The organism is Pantoea sp. ABR1s (assembly GCF_057812235.1).
Genome location: NZ_JBSZSY010000004.1, coordinates 437466 through 456679 on the forward strand (window position 1 = coordinate 437466; position 19214 = coordinate 456679).

The following is a 19214-nucleotide window of genomic DNA, read 5'->3' on the forward strand; positions in this document are numbered from 1 at the left end:
CATTGCCTCCCAGACGTCCTCAGTATCGAGTCTCTATGCGAAGACTGCCAGATGCCCGCTCTGTGCCAGAAGCAGACGTTACTCACTGTGAGAAGCAGAACGCATAGCAGCGCTATGCCCGGTTTTGTCAGTCAGTCCGGATATAACCGCCAGAATCAGCGCTATAACCGAGAGTATCGCGCCTGCCCAGTCAGGCGACTGAAGACCAAAGCCGGCCGCTATAACTGCCCCTCCCAGCCATGCACCCAGGGCATTACCGAGATTGAAGAGACCTATGTTAACGGCTGCAGCCAGCGTCGGAGCCCCTGCCGCCCGCGCTTTGTCCATCACCAGTTTCTGGATGGGGGACACGGTCGCAAACCCAAACGCAGCCATCAGAAAAATACAGACCGCTGACATGACCTGGCTGTGGGCAGTAAAGTTAAATACCAGCAGGACTACGGCCTGAGCAGCCAGGGTGACGTAAAGCATCGGCATCAGCGCGCGATCGGCATATCTGCCGCCCAGCTGATTACCGACAAATAGCCCCAGACCGAACAGCAGCATCAGCCATGCCAGGCTGCTTTCGCTGTATCCGGTCAGCTCGATCATCATGGGTGCGATATAGGTAATGGAGGTAAAAAATGCACCCGGCCCAAAGACCGTTATGCCCATCGCCAGCAGAACATTGACGTTGCGGAAGGCATTAAACTCGTGTGCGAAATTATGGTTCTCCGGACGGGGCTGATGCGGGATAAGCATGCCGACGCTGATAACCGTAACAACTCCAATTGCGGCAATAACCATAAAAGCATCCCGCCAGGAAAGATGCTGCCCGATCCAGGTACCGACGGGAACACCAATAAGATTTGCTACGGTCAGTCCCATGAACATGAATGCAATCGCCCTTACCCGCTTAGACGGCGCAACCATATCGGCAGCAATGATCGAACCAATACCAAAGAAGGCGCCGTGAGTCAGAGACGTGATGATCCTGCCCAGAATGGCAATGCCCAGCGTGGGCGCAAAGGCCGTAACGAGGTTACCCGCCACAAACAGCAGCATCAGGAAAACCAGCATGGCTTTTCGGGGCACTTTTGAGCCCAGAATAATCAGGGCCGGCGCGCCGACAAAAACACCCAGCGCATAAGCCGTTGCCAGATTTCCGGCCACGGAAATAGTAACGTTGAAATCAGCGGCAATAACGGGAAGCAGGCCGGCAATGATGAATTCAGTCGTACCGATACCGAATGCACCAATCGCCAGCGCCCAGAGAGCAAGTGGCATAACAAATATCCTGTCAGTTAACCTATTTTTTTGTCTGAGCTGCGCATAACACGTGCCGGCTTTCGTTTAGAGAACCGGCACATGACACGGTGATGGCAGCAGGACAGACAGGATATAAGCTTGCTTAGAGTTGATAAACAGCCCTGAAATCGCCTGAGTGGTGACAAAAATTCTACTTAAGAGTGCCAAAGTATCCTTTTTCGGCCTTATTCAGCAGTTCATCGACAATAAGCCTGACCCTGGGGATCAGATGCCTTGTCCGGGGCCAGACAACGTTCAGCTCGACGGGTACGGGCATATGATCGGGCATAACAGCAACAAGCCTGCCCTCATCAATATGGCTGTTCACCATCGATTCCGGAAACTGGGCAATACCTGCTCCTGCCAGGCAGGCCTGAAGCATGGCGTCTCCGTCGCTTATCTGGTGTGCCGAGGCCGAGATAAACTTTATTTCCCGCTCCCCGGCTGGCCGCAGCCGCCAGGCAAGCGGTGCCCCTCGCCGGTACCCCATAATGCAGCAGTGTTTTTTTAGCGCATCGACATCAAAGGGCTGACCATGCCGCTCAACATAAGCGGGAGATGCGCAGAGCATGAGGCGCTGCCGGCTCAGACGACGCGCAATCAGCTCATCGGTACTCTGCAGTTCGCCCAGGCGCAGTACCAGGTCAACGCCCTCCTCAACCGGATCAATCAGACGGTCGTTAAAGGTCAACACCAGACGCAGGGCTGGATAACGATTCATCACTTCAAGCAGCACCGGCATCATCAGGTTGCGTCCGAATGATGCCGGCATGTCTATACGCACCGTTCCGGCAGGATTGTCCTGCCGCCGGCTTAGCGTATTTTCAGCCGAGTCCAGAATTTCCAGCGCAGAGAGGCAACTGGTGAGATAGGCCTCTCCGTCACTGGTCAGGCTTAGCTTACGGGTTGAGCGGTGAAACAGACGCGTTCCCAGCCTCTCCTCAAGCCGCGCCACGCTTTTTCCGACGGCAGATTTTGTAATGCCCAATTGCTCCGCAGCTTCAGTAAAGCTGCTGGACCTGGCCGTTGTGACAAAAGTCGTGATTCCTCGCAAGGATTCGGCTGTAAACCCGGTAGACATAAAGTTGACTCTCTGGCGACACATAGCGTGTTTATCGATGTGTAATTCTATACCAGGCTTAAGTCAGTTCGAAAACAAAGTGCCGGCACCTGTCGGCGTATCCATATTAAAAACACGGGGAGCAGTCATGTCACAGACAAGACCTTTGAAATTTGTCTCACTGCTGGGCAGTCTTCGCGCGGATTCTTTTAACGCCGTCGTAGCCCGCAATCTTAGCCTGCTGGCGCCGGCAGGCGTGGATGTCAGCGCGCTCAGCTCTGTCGGGGAAATACCGCATTACGACGCTGACCTGCAGGCTCAGGGGTTTCCTGAATTGGTTGTGGAAATGGGACAAGCGATAGCGGCAGCAGACGGCCTGATTATTGTCACACCTGAATATAACTATTCTGTGCCGGGTGCCCTGAAAAATGCGCTGGACTGGCTTTCACGTCTTCCGGATACCCCTGTCGCCGGTAAGCCCGTCGCCATAATCACTGCGTCACCCGGTGCCATAGGTGGCGCAAGGGCGCAGTATCACCTGCGCCAGATTCTGGTCTTTCTTGACGGCAGAGTGCTTAACAAGCCAGAGGTCATGATTGGACAGGCCTCATCCCGGCTTGATCCGAAATCCGGCCTCATAACGGATGCGGACACCCGTGACCATATTTCGGCTCAGCTTAGTGCGCTCGCGACAATGGCGGCCCGCCAGGGCTGATTAATAACATTACTCACATCTGAACAACCACAGGGAGAAAACTATGTCTACCAACGTTATTCGCGGTATGGACCACGTCGGCATTACCGTTTCTGATATTGATGAGGCTACCCGCTTCTTTTCTGACGCCTTTGGTGCAGAAGTTATTTATGACTCCGTCTCGCCTTCAGACGATGACGTAAAAGGCGAAGAAACGGAAAATATTCTGAACCTGTTCCCGGGAACGAGAATTACCACGGTCAGAATGATGAAGCTGAAGCACGGCCCGGGACTGGAACTTTTTGAAATGAAGGGGCCAGAGCAAAGTCAGCCCGTGCGACCCAGCGATTATGGCCTGCAGCATTTTGCTGTTTACGTTGATGACATCAACGAGGCTATCAGCCTGTTCGAGCAGGCTGGCGGGAAAATGTTTACTTCTCCTCAGCCCCTGATGTTTCCAACTGAGGTGGGAGAGAATAACTTTTTCTGCTACGGCCGCACGCCGTGGGGTAGCGTCATTGAACTGATTTCTTTACCTTCAAAGCTGCCGTATGAAGACCATACCTCTCTGCGCCGCTGGAAGCCCTGAGTGTAACCGGGTGCGCCAGCGCAGGCGTACCCGTAAATACTAAACGTCCGCTCCTCGCTCATAGCTGACTTGCCCACGAATAATCTCCGACTCATACCCTCGTACAAGACAGTTGCTTGCAGCTGGAGTAGCGGGTTTCCAGGTGGCTCCTATAACGCCGCCCCGGCACGTATCACATACATGTCCGAGAGGGCCCACGCCTGGTTTCACTATGAATGTTGACACCTGCAACATCCGCTCACAAGAGTGTGAAAATCATCCCTGAAACCGATTAAGGTTCACAAGTTGTCGCAGCATCTCGATATGAATCGGTTTATCATTAAGCGCCGGTATGTAAGTAAACGATGTACCACCCGCATGCATAAAAATCTCCCTGTTCTGCTCATCAAGCTCCTCAAGCGTTTCTAAACAGTCTGATGCAAACCCCGGGCTGATTACCTGCAGGCTTTTTATTCCTTCATTCGGTAGATTTTTAATTGTCTCATCAGTAAAAGGCGTTAACCATGGCTCTCTGCCGAATCTTGACTGGAACGTCATCAATATTTTCAGTGACGGCATATTGATTGCTTCAATGAGTAATTTTGTCGTTAACTCACATCTTTCCTGGTATCGGTCCCCCTCTTTGACAAACCTTACCGGTATACCATGATATGAAATTAACAATGCATCTGGAACGCCGTTAGCTTCGAAAGATGCCTGAACGGATGCTCTTAACGCTTCAATGTAGGCAGGGTGATCGGCATAGTCATTGATGAAATTTATGGAGGGTGTATACCGGTTCTTCATTATCTGCAGGTGACGGCTCACGCTATCCCAAACAGAAGAAACGGTCGAAGATGAAAACTGGGGATACAAAGGAATGACGATAATTTTATCGACGCCTTTTTCCAATAGCCTGTCAATTGCACCACCTATACTGGGCTCGCCATAACTCATCCCCAGCTCGACGGGCATACCTGTCACTTCTTCAAGCGCACGGGCTTGCCTGACGCTGTAAACCATAAGAGGGGAACCTTCCTCCATCCAAATCGAAGAATATAATTTCGCCACTCGCCTTGCACGTAATGGGATAATCACGCCATGTAGAATGGGGCACCAAATGATTCTTGGTAAGTCGACCACTCTGTAGTCATGCAGAAATTTAGATAAAAATTTCTTTACCGCAACAGGCGTTGGTTCTTTTGGTGTTCCAAGGTTAACAATCAAAACACCCTGTTTATTCGTCATCAGGTGGGACCCTCAAAGCCATTGTCACTAACTCACTCATGCCAGTCACTCCGTAGCAGCTTGTCTTAAAGGCCTCAATTTGACCTCATTTTGTAGAAATAATTGAAATGCAGATTGACTGTTTCACGGCTTATGATGCTATGAGTCTGATTGCAGCCATCGTTTTTACTCAATGATCATGATTTTAGGACAAATCATCAGTGAAAACATTACTTTCTCTATCGTCAGATTTAACCGGTGCGGGGCTACGCGACGTCATTATTGAAGTCGGCGTGTGGAGGAGTTAGCTGGAGGAGGTGAGAAAACCGCATCTGGATGCCCGCGCAGATGCATGCCTTAGGCTTGATCTTTTTATGCGTATAAGTGATGAAGGCGACTGACCTGCTCCCTGTTAATCCTTACAGCACGCTTTTTGCAATGTCTGTTACTCGCTCAAAGCGGACTGACACGCATCAACAGCTTACCACTGCTTTTACCAGGCTGGACGACGTTGCCTGAACTCGTTTCGGATATCGTCGTCAGCAGGCGAGCCGCGCAGCGGTGCGAGAGCAGAATTTAATAGTTACAATATACTAATGCGATTTAATAACAGGCGCAGGATTAGGCCGGCGAACCGGCCTGAGGCATTATCAGATGGCGCAATAAACGCGCGCTTCACGTGGCGTGTAGATACCAAATGTCACCACGCTCAGTAAGCCATTAACAAACGTCTGCTGCACTTCAACCCGGTTAACTTTTTCCTGGCCGCCGCACACCTGCGCCGCATCAATGCTCTTACGCTGACCGATACCTGAAACAAAGAACGGCTGGCTGGTGGTTTTCGTCGCCGCGCCAACTTGATTCTGTTTCATTACGAAAGTCTGCTGCGCACAGCCGGTTAAACTCAGAGCCAAAAACGCCGCAACACAAAGCTTGTTCATAAATATCCTTATCGCCTGAAATGAAAAAAATGCTGAGTGAAATCATCACTCAACCAGCAATCAGGTTATCGACAACGAAAGCGGAAACATGAGAAAAATTTTTAAGTACCCCTAACGGATACGTTTTGCTGAATAGTACAGCAATAAAAAAAGCCCCTGCACAGCAGGAGCTTTTTATGTTTACCGCAGCGTTTCCGCTTAGCGAGTCAAATCGTAGAAGAACTTTTTGACGCCATCGAGAAAGCTTTTTGAATGCGGACTGTTCTTCTCGCCCGCCGCACCACCAAAGCACTATTCCGGCTCACGCAGCAGCGACTTATGCTTCTCGCTCATAGTGGACCATGGGCTGCCGTCAGTCCGCTTAGTGCCAGGAGCGGACATTGCTTGAATCATGATATGTTAGTTTACGGGGGCTGGTCAGAACGGCTATACCCCTCTACGCCTGTCTGAATGCTGTGGCGCGAGTGATGTGTGAAAGTGATTAGCAGGTCACCCTCACGGTACAAATTTAAACAAATTTCAGGACCATATGAGATCCTTGGGTTTTTTTGACTGCTTCATCGATATAGTGCTGGCGAACGGCATCAGTCACAGGTTCACTTTCGTAGGGGGGTTCAAATTGTTTCATAGTGCTTGTTTCAGCCACGAAACCACCCACGACCATTTCACCTTCTGCCCTGATTTTTTTTCCGTCTATATCGAGCATCACATATGAACTAGTGCCTGTAATTTTCATATCAGTTATCCCTTACAAAAATGACTTTTTCCGTCTGTGATACCGGATCGATTGTAGTGATTTTTGTGACGTTATCATTGCCCATCAGGCGCGGTAACTCAACGTTTTCCCATATATTACCTTCACGCAGCGCCTGTCCCACTACGGCCCTGACTTCTCCTGATACCTGTTTAGCATAAGACGCGGAGACGTCCTCCCAGGCCTTGATGCTCTGGGGGTTATCGAAATCCCATTCAGGCATTTTAATGTTTTTATCTTTGATTGTGGATTCGAGCGTGACACCGCCCCGGGACTTGGCAATGCCTTCTGCGACATCAGGTCCGCCGACACCTTCAGTGCGTCCTGACCAGAAAAAGGCACTGTCCGGATCGGTCGCCAGTTGAGGTTCTATTTCTTTCAGGTTGATGAGGCTCTGAGGCGTGTTTCGCCACGTATTGAAGGCTGCGCCTCCTTTTACGCCGGCAAGGCCGCCTGCAAACGCACCGCCCAGCGCTAGCCACTTCTGACCGTCAGAGCCTTCTCCCCATAATTTCCCGCCTATATAAGCGCCACCATAGCCTCCACCCAGTCCTCCTGCAAAACCAAGCAGGGCTATCGCCGGCCCAGCCAGAACAGCTGTAGCAGCAAGGCCTACGCCCAGCAGCACTCTGTCAACCCAGTCCGGAATTTCCGGACTGATTGCGTCAGTCTGCTCTTTACTGCCACCAATAAAGACGTTGGGTGAGCCGCCGCTGATCACACCGCTGCATGTCAGGCGATCCCCCGTCCGGGCAGCAGGCAGTCCGTTGATGTAGACGCGTGAAGACCCTTTTGCCACGCGCTGCAGGGCCGGACCGTGTTCGTCACAGTCACCGACAGACATATGCGACATCACCGCCGACCTTCCATTGATGAACACATTTGATGAACCGGTGACCAGGTGGCCGGTTTCGTGGTGGGGTACCCATGACATGCTGCCAAGAACTTCTCCCAGCCCGCCACCACCTGCAGCACCGGCAACCGTCGCCGCCAGGGCTACCGCTCCGACACCCCCTGTGGCTAGCGTGAACGCCGCGCCGGCAATGGCCCCGCCTATCAGACCGAGCATCAGCCAGCCCTTAGAGGCAGAGTGTTCTATGCCATCCCCCACCCGTGCAGCGGAAAAGGCTTCAGCTGTACCACTCATTTTTCATTTATCCGCTGACTGAGGTAAGCCTCAACGGCTTCAGTTGTATCCAAGCCGTCAATACCCCGGACACTTCTGGCCAGAAGCAGGCTTGATATCAGTCCCGGTATTTTGGCACCGGTCATCTGCCATAGCGCAAAGCGGCCTGCATGCTCGCCGTCAGGTATCGGAGACAGCATCAGCGGTTCGCCGGCAGTGTCAAAAAACAGATAGCTGCCGTTCCTTGCCCGGATGAGATCAATGGATGAGTACAGGTCAGAAATTGAAGGGAACACGGTCAGTTCGCGGCTGTCACGGTCAAAACTGAAGAAGATTTTCTGACTGTCGGCCGGGATCTGGCTGCTCCGTGCGGGCGAACCTTGTGCATCGTCCGGAAACGTAATGCTGTCCGTGATGCTGTCATAAATACGGCTATGGTAATCGTCAAACGCATCCGTGCAGGTGCCAATGAAGCAGAGTAGCTTTTTCCCTGTACTGTTTTCAGATGTCAGTACAATCCTTTGCTTCTGAAAGATGATTCTTTCGCCGGATTTGAAATTGTAAAACAGTTCCAGCGCCTGCCTGCCATTTATTTCGGTGAGCCGGGCATGATTGAGAGAAAGATCCTGCAGAGTAGCCTGCAGTTCAGATGACAGCTTCTGGGATACTGACTGAAGCGTATCTTCTGCCGCAGCTGTTGCACGTGAAATCACGAAGGTGAATTCGTTGGCATTCGTATGACTGAGGGTAAAGAGGTTCATGGTGCGATCGCGAAATACGTCAGGCACCGTAATGTTGCAGTCCTGCAAGGTATATTCAGACATGTAAAGCTTCTCCAGTCCGTGAGTCTGGACCAGAATATCAACGTTTATAAAAATGGTCTCTAAGTGATTCTGATTTAAATTTGATCTAATTCAAAGGGTTTCTTTGCACCTTCTGATCTGCTCCCTGTTGATTCACACAGAATGATTTAAGCAATGTCTGTTGTTCGCTCTTAACAGACCTCACACCCGCGTCAGTCCGCTTCGTGCCAGAAGCGGACTCAGAGTCAAGCTATTCATCAAATCCTTATTCGATTCGTTCCACATTTGGATGACGCTCGGTTGAGGCTTCATGAAAAATATCACTCAGCCAGCCAGCAATCTCACCTTCTGTCATATCATCTGGAATAGCGACGTCATAGAGCCGAGAAAACTTTCTTTCCGTCAGGTCAGCACGAAATACCAGCCACCGATCATTCTCACGTTGAACGCCAAGATGCCGCCCAAATACGTTATATACCAACATATGCAACCTCCGAGCATGCTAATGAGTCTCTGAATTAATGATATATACGTCTGGGCATGTTAACGAGAATATCGTAGGTATATGAATGGCCAGCGTCCGCTCCTCGCTCAAAGCAGCCAGTCGATGCGCTAACATCACGTTTTCAATCAGTCACCGTTTACTGCGCTGGCGAACGTGTGCGGACCCCCAGCGATGTCTGTTCCTCTGGGCTTCTTTCTTCCCATAATCTGCCGATTGGCATGCAGTTCTGCGCAGGATTTAATCAGGAGAATTTAATGCTGGCACTGGCGGATCAGCTTAAAAGCACCTATCCGTGGCAGACAAGAAAACCGGAGGTGTGGGCTGGTCGCTAAAGACCCTTTCAGAAGCATCGCCTGATGCTTTTTTCCAGAACGTGTGAGCGACGACTTCCTCTCTGCTATTTTTTGTCTCGAAAATAGCGGGGAGAGGCGACCGGCTCATAAAGTCACCTGGAAAACTTTAGCTCACTGCTCACGGTTGACATGACTCTCCGTACCAGGCATACCACTTTGTCAGTTTTGCCGTTAGCGAACAGGTGAACAACCGGGAACTTCCGCTATCGACCAATCTAATGTTGTGAGTATTTGCGCTCGTCGTCAGAAGCGGAATAATATCGATATCGGTGGTTTAGACTGTTGAAGTAACAACTCAGGTCTGAAAGAGCAGGAGATTAATATGCAATCAGTTCGCCTCATGGGTGACGGATACGAACCTCATGTGACACAGGAGGAAGGTAAACTGACCTACTCATTGCCTGTCGATTCTGGTTTTATCAGCTATGAATTTGCCTTTGAGATCAGCCGGCACGATCTGGATATTCTGCTTTCCGATGATTACAGACGTGCCGTGCTCGAAATTACTGCGCATACCTTGCTCCAGCGTTCGACGCTAACAGGCTATGACCGCTTTACCCAGAAAGACTTCGATAAACTGGTCACGAACACCCTTCACTCCACACCCGATTTCCTGCAAACATTCATTTCTCAGATAAGCCATGAACATCACATTGTTATTGAGCATTACGTGAAAGAAATCATGGACCGGCGTTCTGCCTCACAATGAATACAATGAGTACTAAAGAACACATTTAAACTTTTTGAAGTGAAAGCGACTGTCCCTTCAGGTGGGATATAAAGTGCAAAACAGTGTCCTGCGATAGCTCTACACCTGAACATTCAGATAAAGGGGAGGTTTTACAGAGTGAGTTGTGAGTTCTGTCAGGATCTATGTGTTAAATACGTTATACGGGAACCTCGTCAGTTGCGCCTGGCAATACGTATTGCACATAACGCAGTTAAAGAAGAGATCATTTCCGAAGTTTCAACCATCAATAACTGGAATCAGTACACCTTTTCTGAATGTGCTGAACAGATGATTTGGGGCGATATCGTTGATTACCATTTTGCATGTAATCATTGCGGAACCTCGTTCGTGCTGGGAGCTGAAACCTATCATGGCAGTGGGGGTTATTGGTCTCCCGAAAGTGAAAAACCAACAGAAATAATAAACTGAGGCAATGAATTGCCGTACGCGGAGTTCCGCGAAGTCACTCAGGCCAGTTCATCACAGACGTTTGAATGAATTCAGTAGCCTGTCTCGCACATAGATGTTGGTCATCAGCAACAGACTTCTTTTTGAGCCTGAAACAGAAAATCTTTCTGCCGTGGCACGCGGTTTCAGAATATAAGGCGGGTTAATCAGGCGTTCAGGAAATGTATCCTTGCGGGAACAGGCGGCAAAGCGTTAAACGTAAGATCTATTACCGTTAAATCCGGAAGGTCATACCAGCAATCATATGCATCGACTAAGGCTCTTCTGACTCAAAAAACTGATACGACCCATCACGTCGGGCTTTGGCCTGATACATCGCTTTATCCGCGTTTTCGAATAATATTTTGGCCGATGCCGTCCCAAAGCGGGCAAGGCTGATACCGATAGCCGCGCCAATGCGCACGTCCATATTATCAATGGCGAATGGCGCGTGCAGACTTTCAATAATACGCAGGGCAATGGCAGCGGCTGTATCGCGATTTCTGCACTTTGCCGCCACAACAAATTCATCTCCGCCCAGTCGCGCCAGTGAGTCGCCCGGACGCATACAGCGTTGCAGCCGTTCACTGACCTGCTGCAGCAAGGCATCCCCTGTCGCGTGGCCCATCAAATCGTTCACCGCCTTAAAGCCATTAAGATCGATAAACATCACCGTCGTGTAGGCCTCATCATCCACCTTCGCCAGCATGCGCCCAACCTGGTCGTTGATCCAGGTACGATTATGCAGCCCGGTCAGCGTATCCAGCGTTGCCAGCTTCTCCAGATTGCGCATCCTCTCTTTGTCTCGCGTAATGTCGCGCGACACCAGAACTGCACCGATATTTTTGCCGGTAGAGGGATTGATGACGCCACAGGCTTTGGTGCCCAGAATGATGTAGTGGCCGTCACGATGCAGCTTGCGCACCTCAACGACGTCCGGCAGTACTCCTCCGTTGAAGATGCAGGCGAGTGCTTCAGAAGCGGGGCCGCGGTCATCGGGATGCAGGAAATCCACCACCAGCTGACCGACAACTTCTTCGGCTGTCCAGCCAATCATTTCGCTATAAGAGGGTGAGATTGAAACGTACCGGCCATCCGCGTCGCAATGGGCAATCAGATCGGTGCTGTTTTCAATTAACAGACGATATTCTGCCGCCGTGCGCAGCGCATCTTCCAGCGCTTTACGCTGTCCGGTCACATCAAGAATGAAGCCGTTATACTGCAGACGGGACGTGCCAGGCTGGCGATCCGGCAGGCCAGATACAATAACCCGACGCGTCTTGCCATCCAGACAATGGATCGGCACTTCAATATGAAAAGGCGTCAGGAAATCAAGCGCTGCGGTCAGTTGCAGCGCGATCTTTGCATCGTCGTCGGCCTGTGCCAGTCTCAGCCATGAACTCAGCGTCACACCCTTCAGTTCAGGCATCAGACCAGCAGGGCTTTCCTGACTGGCGACGCAGATACCCTGGGCATCTGTAGACCAGACAGCGGTAAAAGAGGGTTTGATCATTGTGTTCATGGCGGCCGACTCCGACGTAGCTGACGATATTAAACAGGCTCAATACTCGTCGCTACAGACCTGATTATAACCGTTAATGTCCGCCTGTAGCTGAAGGAGGATCCGGAGACAGGTTCACCATTGCGAGAATACCCGCCATTGACGGCGGCTGACGCTGCGCTTGTCCGTCTGCAGCTGCTGAGGTGCCGCCCTGCCCGCACAAAAATGAGCGAACCCGGGATTCAGTGTCAGAAGTATGAGCCAGTGTTTATCGGCCGATCGGGCCAGAATCTTTAATGATGCCACCTCTGCCAAAAGCGCTGGGGTATGATTATGTTGATTAATAGCAACCGGATAATCAGGCGTAAAATCACTTTACTGTTTTATTCGTCTCAATACTTTTTTGCAGCCCGCAGCAAACGCAGGCTGCAACGGTCAGCTGACCAGACCTGGATCAGTCTGCCGTATGTGTGTGATAGATCTTGCTGACCACGGTCCAGCGATCGTTCACTTTCAGCAGGTTAAAAAAATCAGTGAAACGGAAACCAGAAATGTCGTCAGTGTCGATGCGGGCACTGGCGGCAGACCCAACAATATCTACGCGCACAATAGCCGCTTTTGCTTCGGGTGAAGGACGGAATGCGGTGTCGATGGTGTCAAACAATCCCTGAATTGGACCGCCGCTGAGGTTGCCGTCACTGTCGAGACCAAAAATGGTCGCCCTGTCGCTGAAAGCGGGCTTCATGAGCTCACTTTTCGCCTGCTTTCCTCCCTCGTTATACTGATTGAGCACTGCCACGATGGCGTTATAGTCCTGTACATAGGTCGTGTTATTCATCTGTTTTCTCTCCGTTCTGATTAATAAGGTATCCCTTCAGACACCCCGCCTTTGGGTGATATTTTCTGACACAGACATGTACCGACTCAGCGCGACAGCAGCCTGCCGGGGGAGCGCAGGCGGAATAAAGGGCGAGCCACTGTGTCGATTTAATTCTGTAGTGAGCACTACGTAATAGTATTATTGTATAGTGATCGCTATGTAATGTGTCAAGAGAATGATTGAGGCCGTCTATGAAAATACCTGACCAGCCTGCTGCCACTGAAAAGCCGAAAGGCCGGCCACGAAGCTTTGACCGTGATAAAGCGTTGCTGAAGGCGCTGGATCTGTTCTGGCGCAAAGGTTTTGAGCCGGCATCGGTTGCCGAACTTTGCACCGCCATGGAAATCAACCCACCCAGCCTCTATTCCGCCTTTGGCAATAAAGCAAAACTTTTTCTGGAGGCCGTGAACTACTACGAAACGAAGTACTGGAAAGCCAGCTGGCTGCGGCTTGAGGAGAGGCAGGATATTGGTGAAGCGATTGACGGTTTCTTTAGCGAAGCAGCCGATATTCTGCTCTCCCCTTCAGCGCCCTGCGGCTGCATGGTGGTGCTGGCAGCCATCAATGTTTCAGCAGAATCGACGGACGTTGTCAGGGCGGTTAGCGTTCTCAGGCAGGAAGGGAAAGATCTGTTTGAAAAAAGGCTGGTCAGAGCGGTTCAGGAGAAGCAACTGCCCGCAGATACCAACACCGTCGCGCTGGCTACCGTTCTGAATACGCTGCTGGAAGGCATGTCGATAGAGGCGAAAGACGGTGCGACGCTTCAGAGCCTGAAATTGATCGGCCAGCACGCCACCCGACTGCTTCACCCGCTCACAATCAGAAACTGATAGCATGAAACAGGTTAAAAGTTACTAGACGACCGGTCAGTTTTTCACTAGAGTGTGCACATTATGAAAAGAAACGTGACAGATATGCGGCAGCACATCATTGATGTGGCCAGGGCGATCATTACTCATAAGGGCTACAGCGCCGTCGGGATTTCCGAGATTGTAAAAGCGGCTGATATCCCAAAAGGCTCGTTCTATTACTATTTTCCGTCGAAGGAAGCGTTTGCAGAGGCGCTGCTGGAGCACTACTTCAGCCACTATTTGCTGGAAGTAGAGCATCAGCTAGGCGGAACAGGAACGGCGAGAGAGCGACTGCTGCGCTATTTTACCTTCTGGAAAACCACCCAGGGCACAGACCTGCCTGAAAGTAAATGTCTCGTGGTCAAGCTGGGGGCGGAAGTCTGCGACCAGTACGATAACATGCGGCATGTGCTGGCAACGGGCACCCATGAAATTGTGCTCAAAATTGCTGCCTGCCTCCGGCTCGGTCAGGAAGATGGCTCCCTGCCCGCCGTAACGGATGCCACTGAACTGGCAGAAGAACTCTATCAGCTCTGGCTGGGGGCTTCCCTGATGGCGAAAATCCACGATCCTGACAAAGCGTTCAGTCAGGCAATGAACGCAACAACACGGCTACTCGGGTAGCCGGTTTTTTTTGCCCACCTACTAGACGACCGGTCAACTATTAAGAGGTTTATATGACTGACAACAGTACTCGTACCGATTTATTCTCACCTGTTTCGATGGGCAGTCTTCAGCTGTCAAACCGCATTGTAATGGCACCGGTCACGCGTAGCCGTTACGGTGAAGAGGGTGTGCCTGATGAACTCCATGCTACCTACTATGCACAGCGTGCCGGGGCTGGCCTGATTATTTCTGAAGCCACCAACATCTCTCCGCAGGGACGCGGCTATGCCGCTACGCCGGGGATATGGAGCGAAGAGCAGGTGGCTGGATGGAAAAAAGTCACTGATGCGGTTCACGCTAAAGGCGGCAAAATCGTCTGCCAGTTATGGCACGTGGGCCGTTTTTCAAGCGTGGAACTGCAGCCTGAGGGCCAGCGTCCGGTTGCACCTTCTGCTATTAAAGCTGATGGACAGACTTACACCGTAAACGGTTTTGTGCCGGTATCGACGCCGCGGGCGCTGGAAACAGAAGAAATCCCCGGCATTATTGAGCAATATAAACGTGCAGCTGAAAATGCCCTGCGTGCCGGTTTTGACGGCGTTGAGGTCCACTCTGCCAACAGCTACCTGCTCGATCAGTTCCTGCGTGATTCCACCAATCACCGTACCGACGCCTATGGTGGCTCTATTGAAAACCGCGCCCGCCTGACGCTGGAAGTGACAGAAGCCATTATCAACATCTGGGGCAATGACAAAGTCGGTATCCGCCTCTCTCCGGTCACACCTGATGCCGGTAACACGCCGCCAGACAGCAATGTTATGGCGATGTACGGCTACCTCATTCAGCAACTTAACCGGTTCAACCTGGCTTATCTGCACTTCGTTGAAGGCGCGACGGCCACCTCTCGTGATGTGCCTGCCGATGTGGACATGGACGCGCTGAGCGCACAGTTCAACGGTCCGTTTATTGGCAATAACAACTATGACCTTGAGATGGCCATCAGCCGCCGCAACGCCGGAATTATTGATGCGGTTGCCTTTGGACGCCTGTTCATCTCCAACCCGGATCTGGTTAAGCGTCTGCGTTACGGTGCCGCGCTGACCATCGCGCCGAAAGAAGCCTATTACGGCGGTGGTGCAGAGGGTTATACCGACTGGCCGGAAGCCAGCTGCTGATAACGGTTTATGGCGGGTGAGCACCCGCCCCTTTCACCAGAAGGAGAATTAAAAATGAATTACCTGCAACAGAAAACAGCCATTATTACGGGTGCATCCTCCGGGATTGGTGCGGCTACCGCGCGGGAACTTGCGCGTCATGGCGTGAATATTGTGGCGGCAGCACTGGACCAGAACGGCCTCGATACGCTGGTACGCCAGATTGAAGCTGAAGGGGGACGCGCTGTCGGCCTGGTAACCGATGTTACACGTCTGGAAGAAACCCAGGCGCTGGTGAAGTTCGCCAGTGACATCTTCGGCGCCATAGACATACTGATTAACAATGCGGGCCTGATGCTTTTCTCAAGCTGGAGTGACGTTGCATGGGAAGAGTGGAACAAAATGGTCGACGTCAACATCAAAGGCTATCTGAACGCCATTGCCTCTGTGTTACCCGTTATGCTGAAGAAAAATGAGGGACAGATCCTGAATATGGCATCGGTTGCAGGTCATCAGGTTGATGCGGGTGCAGGGGTTTACAGTGCAACAAAATTCTTCGTCCATGCCATGACAGAATCGATGCGCAAAGACTTAGGGGTTAATAACGGGATACGCGTCAATACCATCAGCCCTGGCGTAATCAATACCGGCTGGGCCGATAAAGTCGGCGATCCTCAGGGCCGTAAAGTGGCTCAGGAACTCAATAAATTAGCCATCAGCCCACAGGATGTGGCTAATGCGGTGGTGTATGCACTAAATCAGCCGCAGAACGTTACCGTCAACGACCTCATCGTCTCTCCCACCAGACAAAACTGGTGATATCCGGATAACAGCGTCGGGGTTGCCACGCCATCCACTCTGTCCTGATGCTGATTATCAGGGCAATACTGCCCCGGCATGGCTCGCACGCCCTGATGCTACTTTCCTTCAATTTTCGCCTGATTAAGCCGCCAGGCTATCACTCTTTGCATCGTCTGAAAATTAAGAAGAAAACAGAGTAACTCAGAATTAATACTTATATTTTAACAGGTAAAACAGCCCAACCACCACACTTCGACAGAGCAAATATTACATTAAATCAAAGGGTAAATGCCGGCTTAGTGAGTGACAAGCTGTGATCAAAATTCCTGTCATAGTTTTCTTTAGCTTAACCTTTTCTTAAGATTAATCTTATAACATCGTCTCTGTATTAGCCCATATTGGGCTGTTCCGGAGTATCACCCTATGCAAAATAACAACACAGCTTCTCACGCTCTCAGTAAAGTTCCGGCCGTTACCGCGGCTTTCTGGTTAACCAAAATCGCTGCGACTACCCTGGGTGAAACCGGCGGCGATGCGGTGACCATGTCGATGAATCTCGGTTACCTGACCGGGACATTGATTTTCGCCATCATCTTTCTGATCGCGGTGGTGGTGCAGATAAATCGCCACAGTTTCAACAAATGGATTTACTGGTTCACCGTGGTGGCCACAACCACGGTCGGCACGACGATGGCAGATTTTGCCGATCGCTCTCTGGGCATAGGATATTTAGGGGGCACCTTGCTGCTGAGCACCCTGCTTATCCTCTCGCTTTTCCTGTGGAAAATCACCTGCGGTACGGTTGCGGTCAGTTCAGTGAGCAACGGCGTCACAGAGAGTTTTTACTGGGTCACTATTATGTTTTCACAAACCCTGGGCACGGCCTTAGGTGACTGGACGGCAGACACTGAAGGGCTGGGCTACGATGGCGGGATCCTGCTGTTTGTTGGCGCGCTGGCAATCATCTGGGCGGCCAGTCGCTTCACATCACTTTCGCGTACGGGGCTCTTCTGGGCGGCCTTTATCCTGACCCGACCACTGGGTGCCGTGGTCGGCGACTTTCTGGACAAACCCCTTGCCTCAGGCGGACTCGCGCTAAGCCGCTACGGTGCCTCACTGACGCTGGCGCTAATCATCATCGCTCTTCTGGTGATACTGCCCCAGCGTCCGGCAATGAAGACCGCCACGGCGAGTTAAAAAACGTTACTGGCAGATTTACAGATAACGCATCGACTTAAACGTAATCAGGGCCGCCAGCGATGGCGGCTTTTTTTTATTATTTGATGCGTAACAGGCTACATCAGACAGAGCGCTCAAAGGAGACGATTTGACCATCGGGTGCAGCAGCGAGTACCGGCAGACTCTCTGCTGGCTCCTGCATTTTCACCCGAAACGCCGTGTTGCTGGCATCAAGGAAAACGGTTCTCAGATGACGGTTACAGATGAACCATATTTCATCGCGGTCATTTGAAAGAATGTAGTAAGCATCTGAGGTTTCAGAGGGGTTAAAACAGCCCAGTGCGCGATAAGCCGTCTGCGGGGTAAAACCGCTGGAAAGCGGCAGTGGCCTGGGGCCATGCGCTAACTCTTCAATCCTGAGGTAAAGCCCCTGTTCAAGCCACAACATAATGTCACTCCCTGAGAGTAGAGAAACCGGGCTGAACGTGTCGGCTGCATTACCGCGAAGCAGAATGCCCGTTCACTGACCGATTTAGTGATCGGATAATTTTTCCGACATGCAGAATCGTTATCCTGATCTGAGCATAGCAGCGGCGCGTTCTTATGCTTTTTTTATCTGCTTACGGTGTTCTGCTACTCAAGACGACTGGCGAGCAGCCGCAGCTGCTCAGCAATCTGCTTCAGATCCCGCTGCTGCTGACCGGCGATACCCGTCGAGCTGCGTACCACCAGTTTTGCCGGAAGGATAGAAGAGGAACGCTGCTCATCCTGCTCACTGGCTAACAACAGACGCGCGACCGCCTCTTTGCCCTGTAAATCAAGATCGAGCGACACCGTGGTCAGCGCCGGATGGAAGAAGGCACTTTCATAGGTGTCATCGTAGCCAATCACCGAAATCTGCCCCGGCACCGCTACCCCGCGCTGATGCAGCGCGCTCAGCACACCCAGCGCCATCTGATCATTTCCCACCAGCAGCGCGCTGAACTCCGGCGCTTCACGCAGTAGTTGCAGCACGCCGTTGTAACCACTTTGCGCATCCCAGTTACCGTGGCTGACGCTGACCGGCTTCAGACGATAGCTCTCCAGCGTATCCAGCCAGCTCTTTAACCGCAGATTGGCAGAAACGGACTCCTCTGGCCCGGCCAGCAGAGCAAATTCCCGATGCCCCTGCTCATAGAGATATTTGACACTGGCACGGGTGCCGTCAGCCGGGTTAAACGAAACGTTAAACACCGCGCTGTAGGGATCAACATCAAGAAACAGGCACAGGATATCGTCGTTCTCCTGCACGATCTGCTCCGCATCACTGCTCTCCAGCGGAACGTTGATAATCACCTTATCCACGCGCTGCGACTTCAGCTCATTGATACAGTTCTGCAGACTTTGATTGACGTTCTCATCAATCATGGCGATCAGCACCTGATAGTCAGCGGCATTGGCATATCGTTTAACCGCAGCGGCCACCTGCGAGGGAGCATGCAACGCCAGCGATGTGGTCACCAGACCCAGCGTTGTGCTCTGCTTACCCACCAGCTGTTGCGCCAGTCTGTTTGGCACGTATCGCAGGGTTTCAATAGAGTGCTCCACCTTGCGCCGCGTTGATTCTGAGACGTTTGCCGACTTATTCAAAACCCGCGAAACCGTCTGGTAAGAGACGCCAGCATGGCGGGCGACATCCTCTAAGGTGGCATTTTTTGATTTCATAATTCGCATCCCTGATTACCGATGGCGGAATGGTATCACAGCA

At 51.6% G+C, this 19214-nt stretch carries 21 protein-coding genes and 1 pseudogene; 9 read left to right on the forward strand and 13 right to left on the reverse strand.

What is annotated here, in order from left to right; translation table 11 throughout:
- Positions 1–78: 78 nt before the first annotated feature.
- Together ACXKZD_RS23230 and ACXKZD_RS23235 are read right to left on the reverse strand one after the other, a co-directional pair.
- Positions 79–1266, reverse strand: coding sequence for an MFS transporter (locus tag ACXKZD_RS23230; RefSeq protein WP_488982278.1), 1188 nt, complete (start codon positions 1264–1266; stop codon positions 79–81).
- 172 nt (positions 1267–1438) lie between these two features.
- On the reverse strand, positions 1439–2368 hold the full coding sequence (locus tag ACXKZD_RS23235; RefSeq protein WP_488982279.1) for a LysR family transcriptional regulator: 930 nt from the start codon (positions 2366–2368) through the stop codon (positions 1439–1441).
- Between the two features lie 127 nt (positions 2369–2495).
- On the opposite strand from ACXKZD_RS23235, the gene ACXKZD_RS23240 reads away from it, so the two are divergent.
- Both ACXKZD_RS23240 and ACXKZD_RS23245 read left to right on the forward strand, forming a co-directional pair.
- A complete protein-coding gene (locus ACXKZD_RS23240) occupies positions 2496–3062 on the forward strand; it encodes an NADPH-dependent FMN reductase (protein ID WP_187494838.1) in 567 nt (188 codons plus the stop codon).
- A 43-nt stretch (positions 3063–3105) separates the two neighbouring features.
- Positions 3106–3630 carry a VOC family protein gene (locus tag ACXKZD_RS23245; RefSeq protein ID WP_089415235.1) on the forward strand — a complete coding sequence of 175 codons (525 nt, stop codon included), beginning with the start codon at positions 3106–3108 and terminating at the stop codon, positions 3628–3630.
- Between the two features lie 255 nt (positions 3631–3885).
- Here ACXKZD_RS23245 and hemH read toward each other — a convergent pair whose 3' ends face one another.
- From hemH to ACXKZD_RS23280, 7 genes and pseudogenes are all read right to left on the reverse strand, one after another.
- Entirely contained in the window at positions 3886–4857 is a 972-nt protein-coding gene (gene hemH / locus ACXKZD_RS23250) for a ferrochelatase (protein WP_033760042.1), read from the reverse strand.
- A gap of 629 nt (positions 4858–5486) precedes the next feature.
- A complete protein-coding gene (locus ACXKZD_RS23255) occupies positions 5487–5777 on the reverse strand; it encodes a Bor family protein (RefSeq protein WP_033760039.1) in 291 nt (96 codons plus the stop codon).
- 198 nt (positions 5778–5975) lie between these two features.
- Positions 5976–6110: pseudogene (locus ACXKZD_RS23260) on the reverse strand (molecular chaperone DnaJ); the annotation flags it as partial.
- A 175-nt stretch (positions 6111–6285) separates the two neighbouring features.
- On the reverse strand, positions 6286–6513 hold the full coding sequence (locus ACXKZD_RS23265) for an Imm74 family immunity protein (RefSeq protein WP_008924478.1): 228 nt from the start codon (positions 6511–6513) through the stop codon (positions 6286–6288).
- Between the two features lies 1 nt (position 6514).
- On the reverse strand, positions 6515–7678 hold the full coding sequence (locus ACXKZD_RS23270) for a PAAR domain-containing protein (RefSeq protein WP_033768635.1): 1164 nt from the start codon (positions 7676–7678) through the stop codon (positions 6515–6517).
- Entirely contained in the window at positions 7675–8481 is an 807-nt protein-coding gene (locus ACXKZD_RS23275; RefSeq protein WP_488982280.1) for a DcrB-related protein, read from the reverse strand. Before ACXKZD_RS23275 ends, ACXKZD_RS23270 begins: the two co-directional genes overlap by 4 nt.
- A gap of 244 nt (positions 8482–8725) precedes the next feature.
- A complete protein-coding gene (locus tag ACXKZD_RS23280) occupies positions 8726–8944 on the reverse strand; it encodes a DUF7661 family protein (protein ID WP_033768639.1) in 219 nt (72 codons plus the stop codon).
- Positions 8945–9640: 696 nt separating this feature from the next.
- Between ACXKZD_RS23280 and ACXKZD_RS23285 the strand changes: the two genes are divergently transcribed.
- Both ACXKZD_RS23285 and ACXKZD_RS23290 read left to right on the forward strand, forming a co-directional pair.
- Positions 9641–10027 carry a hypothetical protein gene (locus tag ACXKZD_RS23285; RefSeq protein ID WP_033768640.1) on the forward strand — a complete coding sequence of 129 codons (387 nt, stop codon included), beginning with the start codon at positions 9641–9643 and terminating at the stop codon, positions 10025–10027.
- 138 nt (positions 10028–10165) lie between these two features.
- Complete coding sequence (locus tag ACXKZD_RS23290; RefSeq protein WP_071998025.1) at positions 10166–10477, forward strand: hypothetical protein; 312 nt, start codon at positions 10166–10168, stop codon at positions 10475–10477.
- 292 nt (positions 10478–10769) lie between these two features.
- On the opposite strand, the gene ACXKZD_RS23295 is transcribed toward ACXKZD_RS23290, so the two are convergent.
- A complete protein-coding gene (locus ACXKZD_RS23295) occupies positions 10770–12017 on the reverse strand; it encodes a sensor domain-containing diguanylate cyclase (protein ID WP_010259132.1) in 1248 nt (415 codons plus the stop codon).
- A gap of 433 nt (positions 12018–12450) precedes the next feature.
- On the reverse strand, positions 12451–12834 hold the full coding sequence (locus ACXKZD_RS23300) for a nuclear transport factor 2 family protein (protein ID WP_010670660.1): 384 nt from the start codon (positions 12832–12834) through the stop codon (positions 12451–12453).
- Between the two features lie 233 nt (positions 12835–13067).
- Between ACXKZD_RS23300 and ACXKZD_RS23305 the strand changes: the two genes are divergently transcribed.
- The 5 genes from ACXKZD_RS23305 (at position 13068) to ACXKZD_RS23325 (ending at position 17485) form a co-directional block, all read left to right on the forward strand.
- Positions 13068–13706, forward strand: a complete 639-nt coding sequence (locus ACXKZD_RS23305) for a TetR/AcrR family transcriptional regulator (RefSeq protein ID WP_480250153.1) — start codon at positions 13068–13070, stop codon at positions 13704–13706.
- A gap of 63 nt (positions 13707–13769) precedes the next feature.
- Positions 13770–14351, forward strand: coding sequence for a TetR/AcrR family transcriptional regulator (locus tag ACXKZD_RS23310; RefSeq protein ID WP_488982281.1), 582 nt, complete (start codon positions 13770–13772; stop codon positions 14349–14351).
- Positions 14352–14404: 53 nt separating this feature from the next.
- Positions 14405–15508 carry an alkene reductase gene (locus tag ACXKZD_RS23315; protein ID WP_010259137.1) on the forward strand — a complete coding sequence of 368 codons (1104 nt, stop codon included), beginning with the start codon at positions 14405–14407 and terminating at the stop codon, positions 15506–15508.
- 54 nt (positions 15509–15562) lie between these two features.
- Entirely contained in the window at positions 15563–16306 is a 744-nt protein-coding gene (locus tag ACXKZD_RS23320) for an SDR family oxidoreductase (protein ID WP_122890060.1), read from the forward strand.
- A 405-nt stretch (positions 16307–16711) separates the two neighbouring features.
- Positions 16712–17485, forward strand: coding sequence for a COG4705 family protein (locus ACXKZD_RS23325; RefSeq protein ID WP_022624647.1), 774 nt, complete (start codon positions 16712–16714; stop codon positions 17483–17485).
- A 103-nt stretch (positions 17486–17588) separates the two neighbouring features.
- Here ACXKZD_RS23325 and ACXKZD_RS23330 read toward each other — a convergent pair whose 3' ends face one another.
- Together ACXKZD_RS23330 and ACXKZD_RS23335 are read right to left on the reverse strand one after the other, a co-directional pair.
- Positions 17589–17915 carry a hypothetical protein gene (locus tag ACXKZD_RS23330; protein WP_010670656.1) on the reverse strand — a complete coding sequence of 109 codons (327 nt, stop codon included), beginning with the start codon at positions 17913–17915 and terminating at the stop codon, positions 17589–17591.
- Positions 17916–18100: 185 nt separating this feature from the next.
- On the reverse strand, positions 18101–19171 hold the full coding sequence (locus tag ACXKZD_RS23335; protein WP_010259142.1) for a LacI family DNA-binding transcriptional regulator: 1071 nt from the start codon (positions 19169–19171) through the stop codon (positions 18101–18103).
- Positions 19172–19214 lie beyond the last annotated feature (43 nt).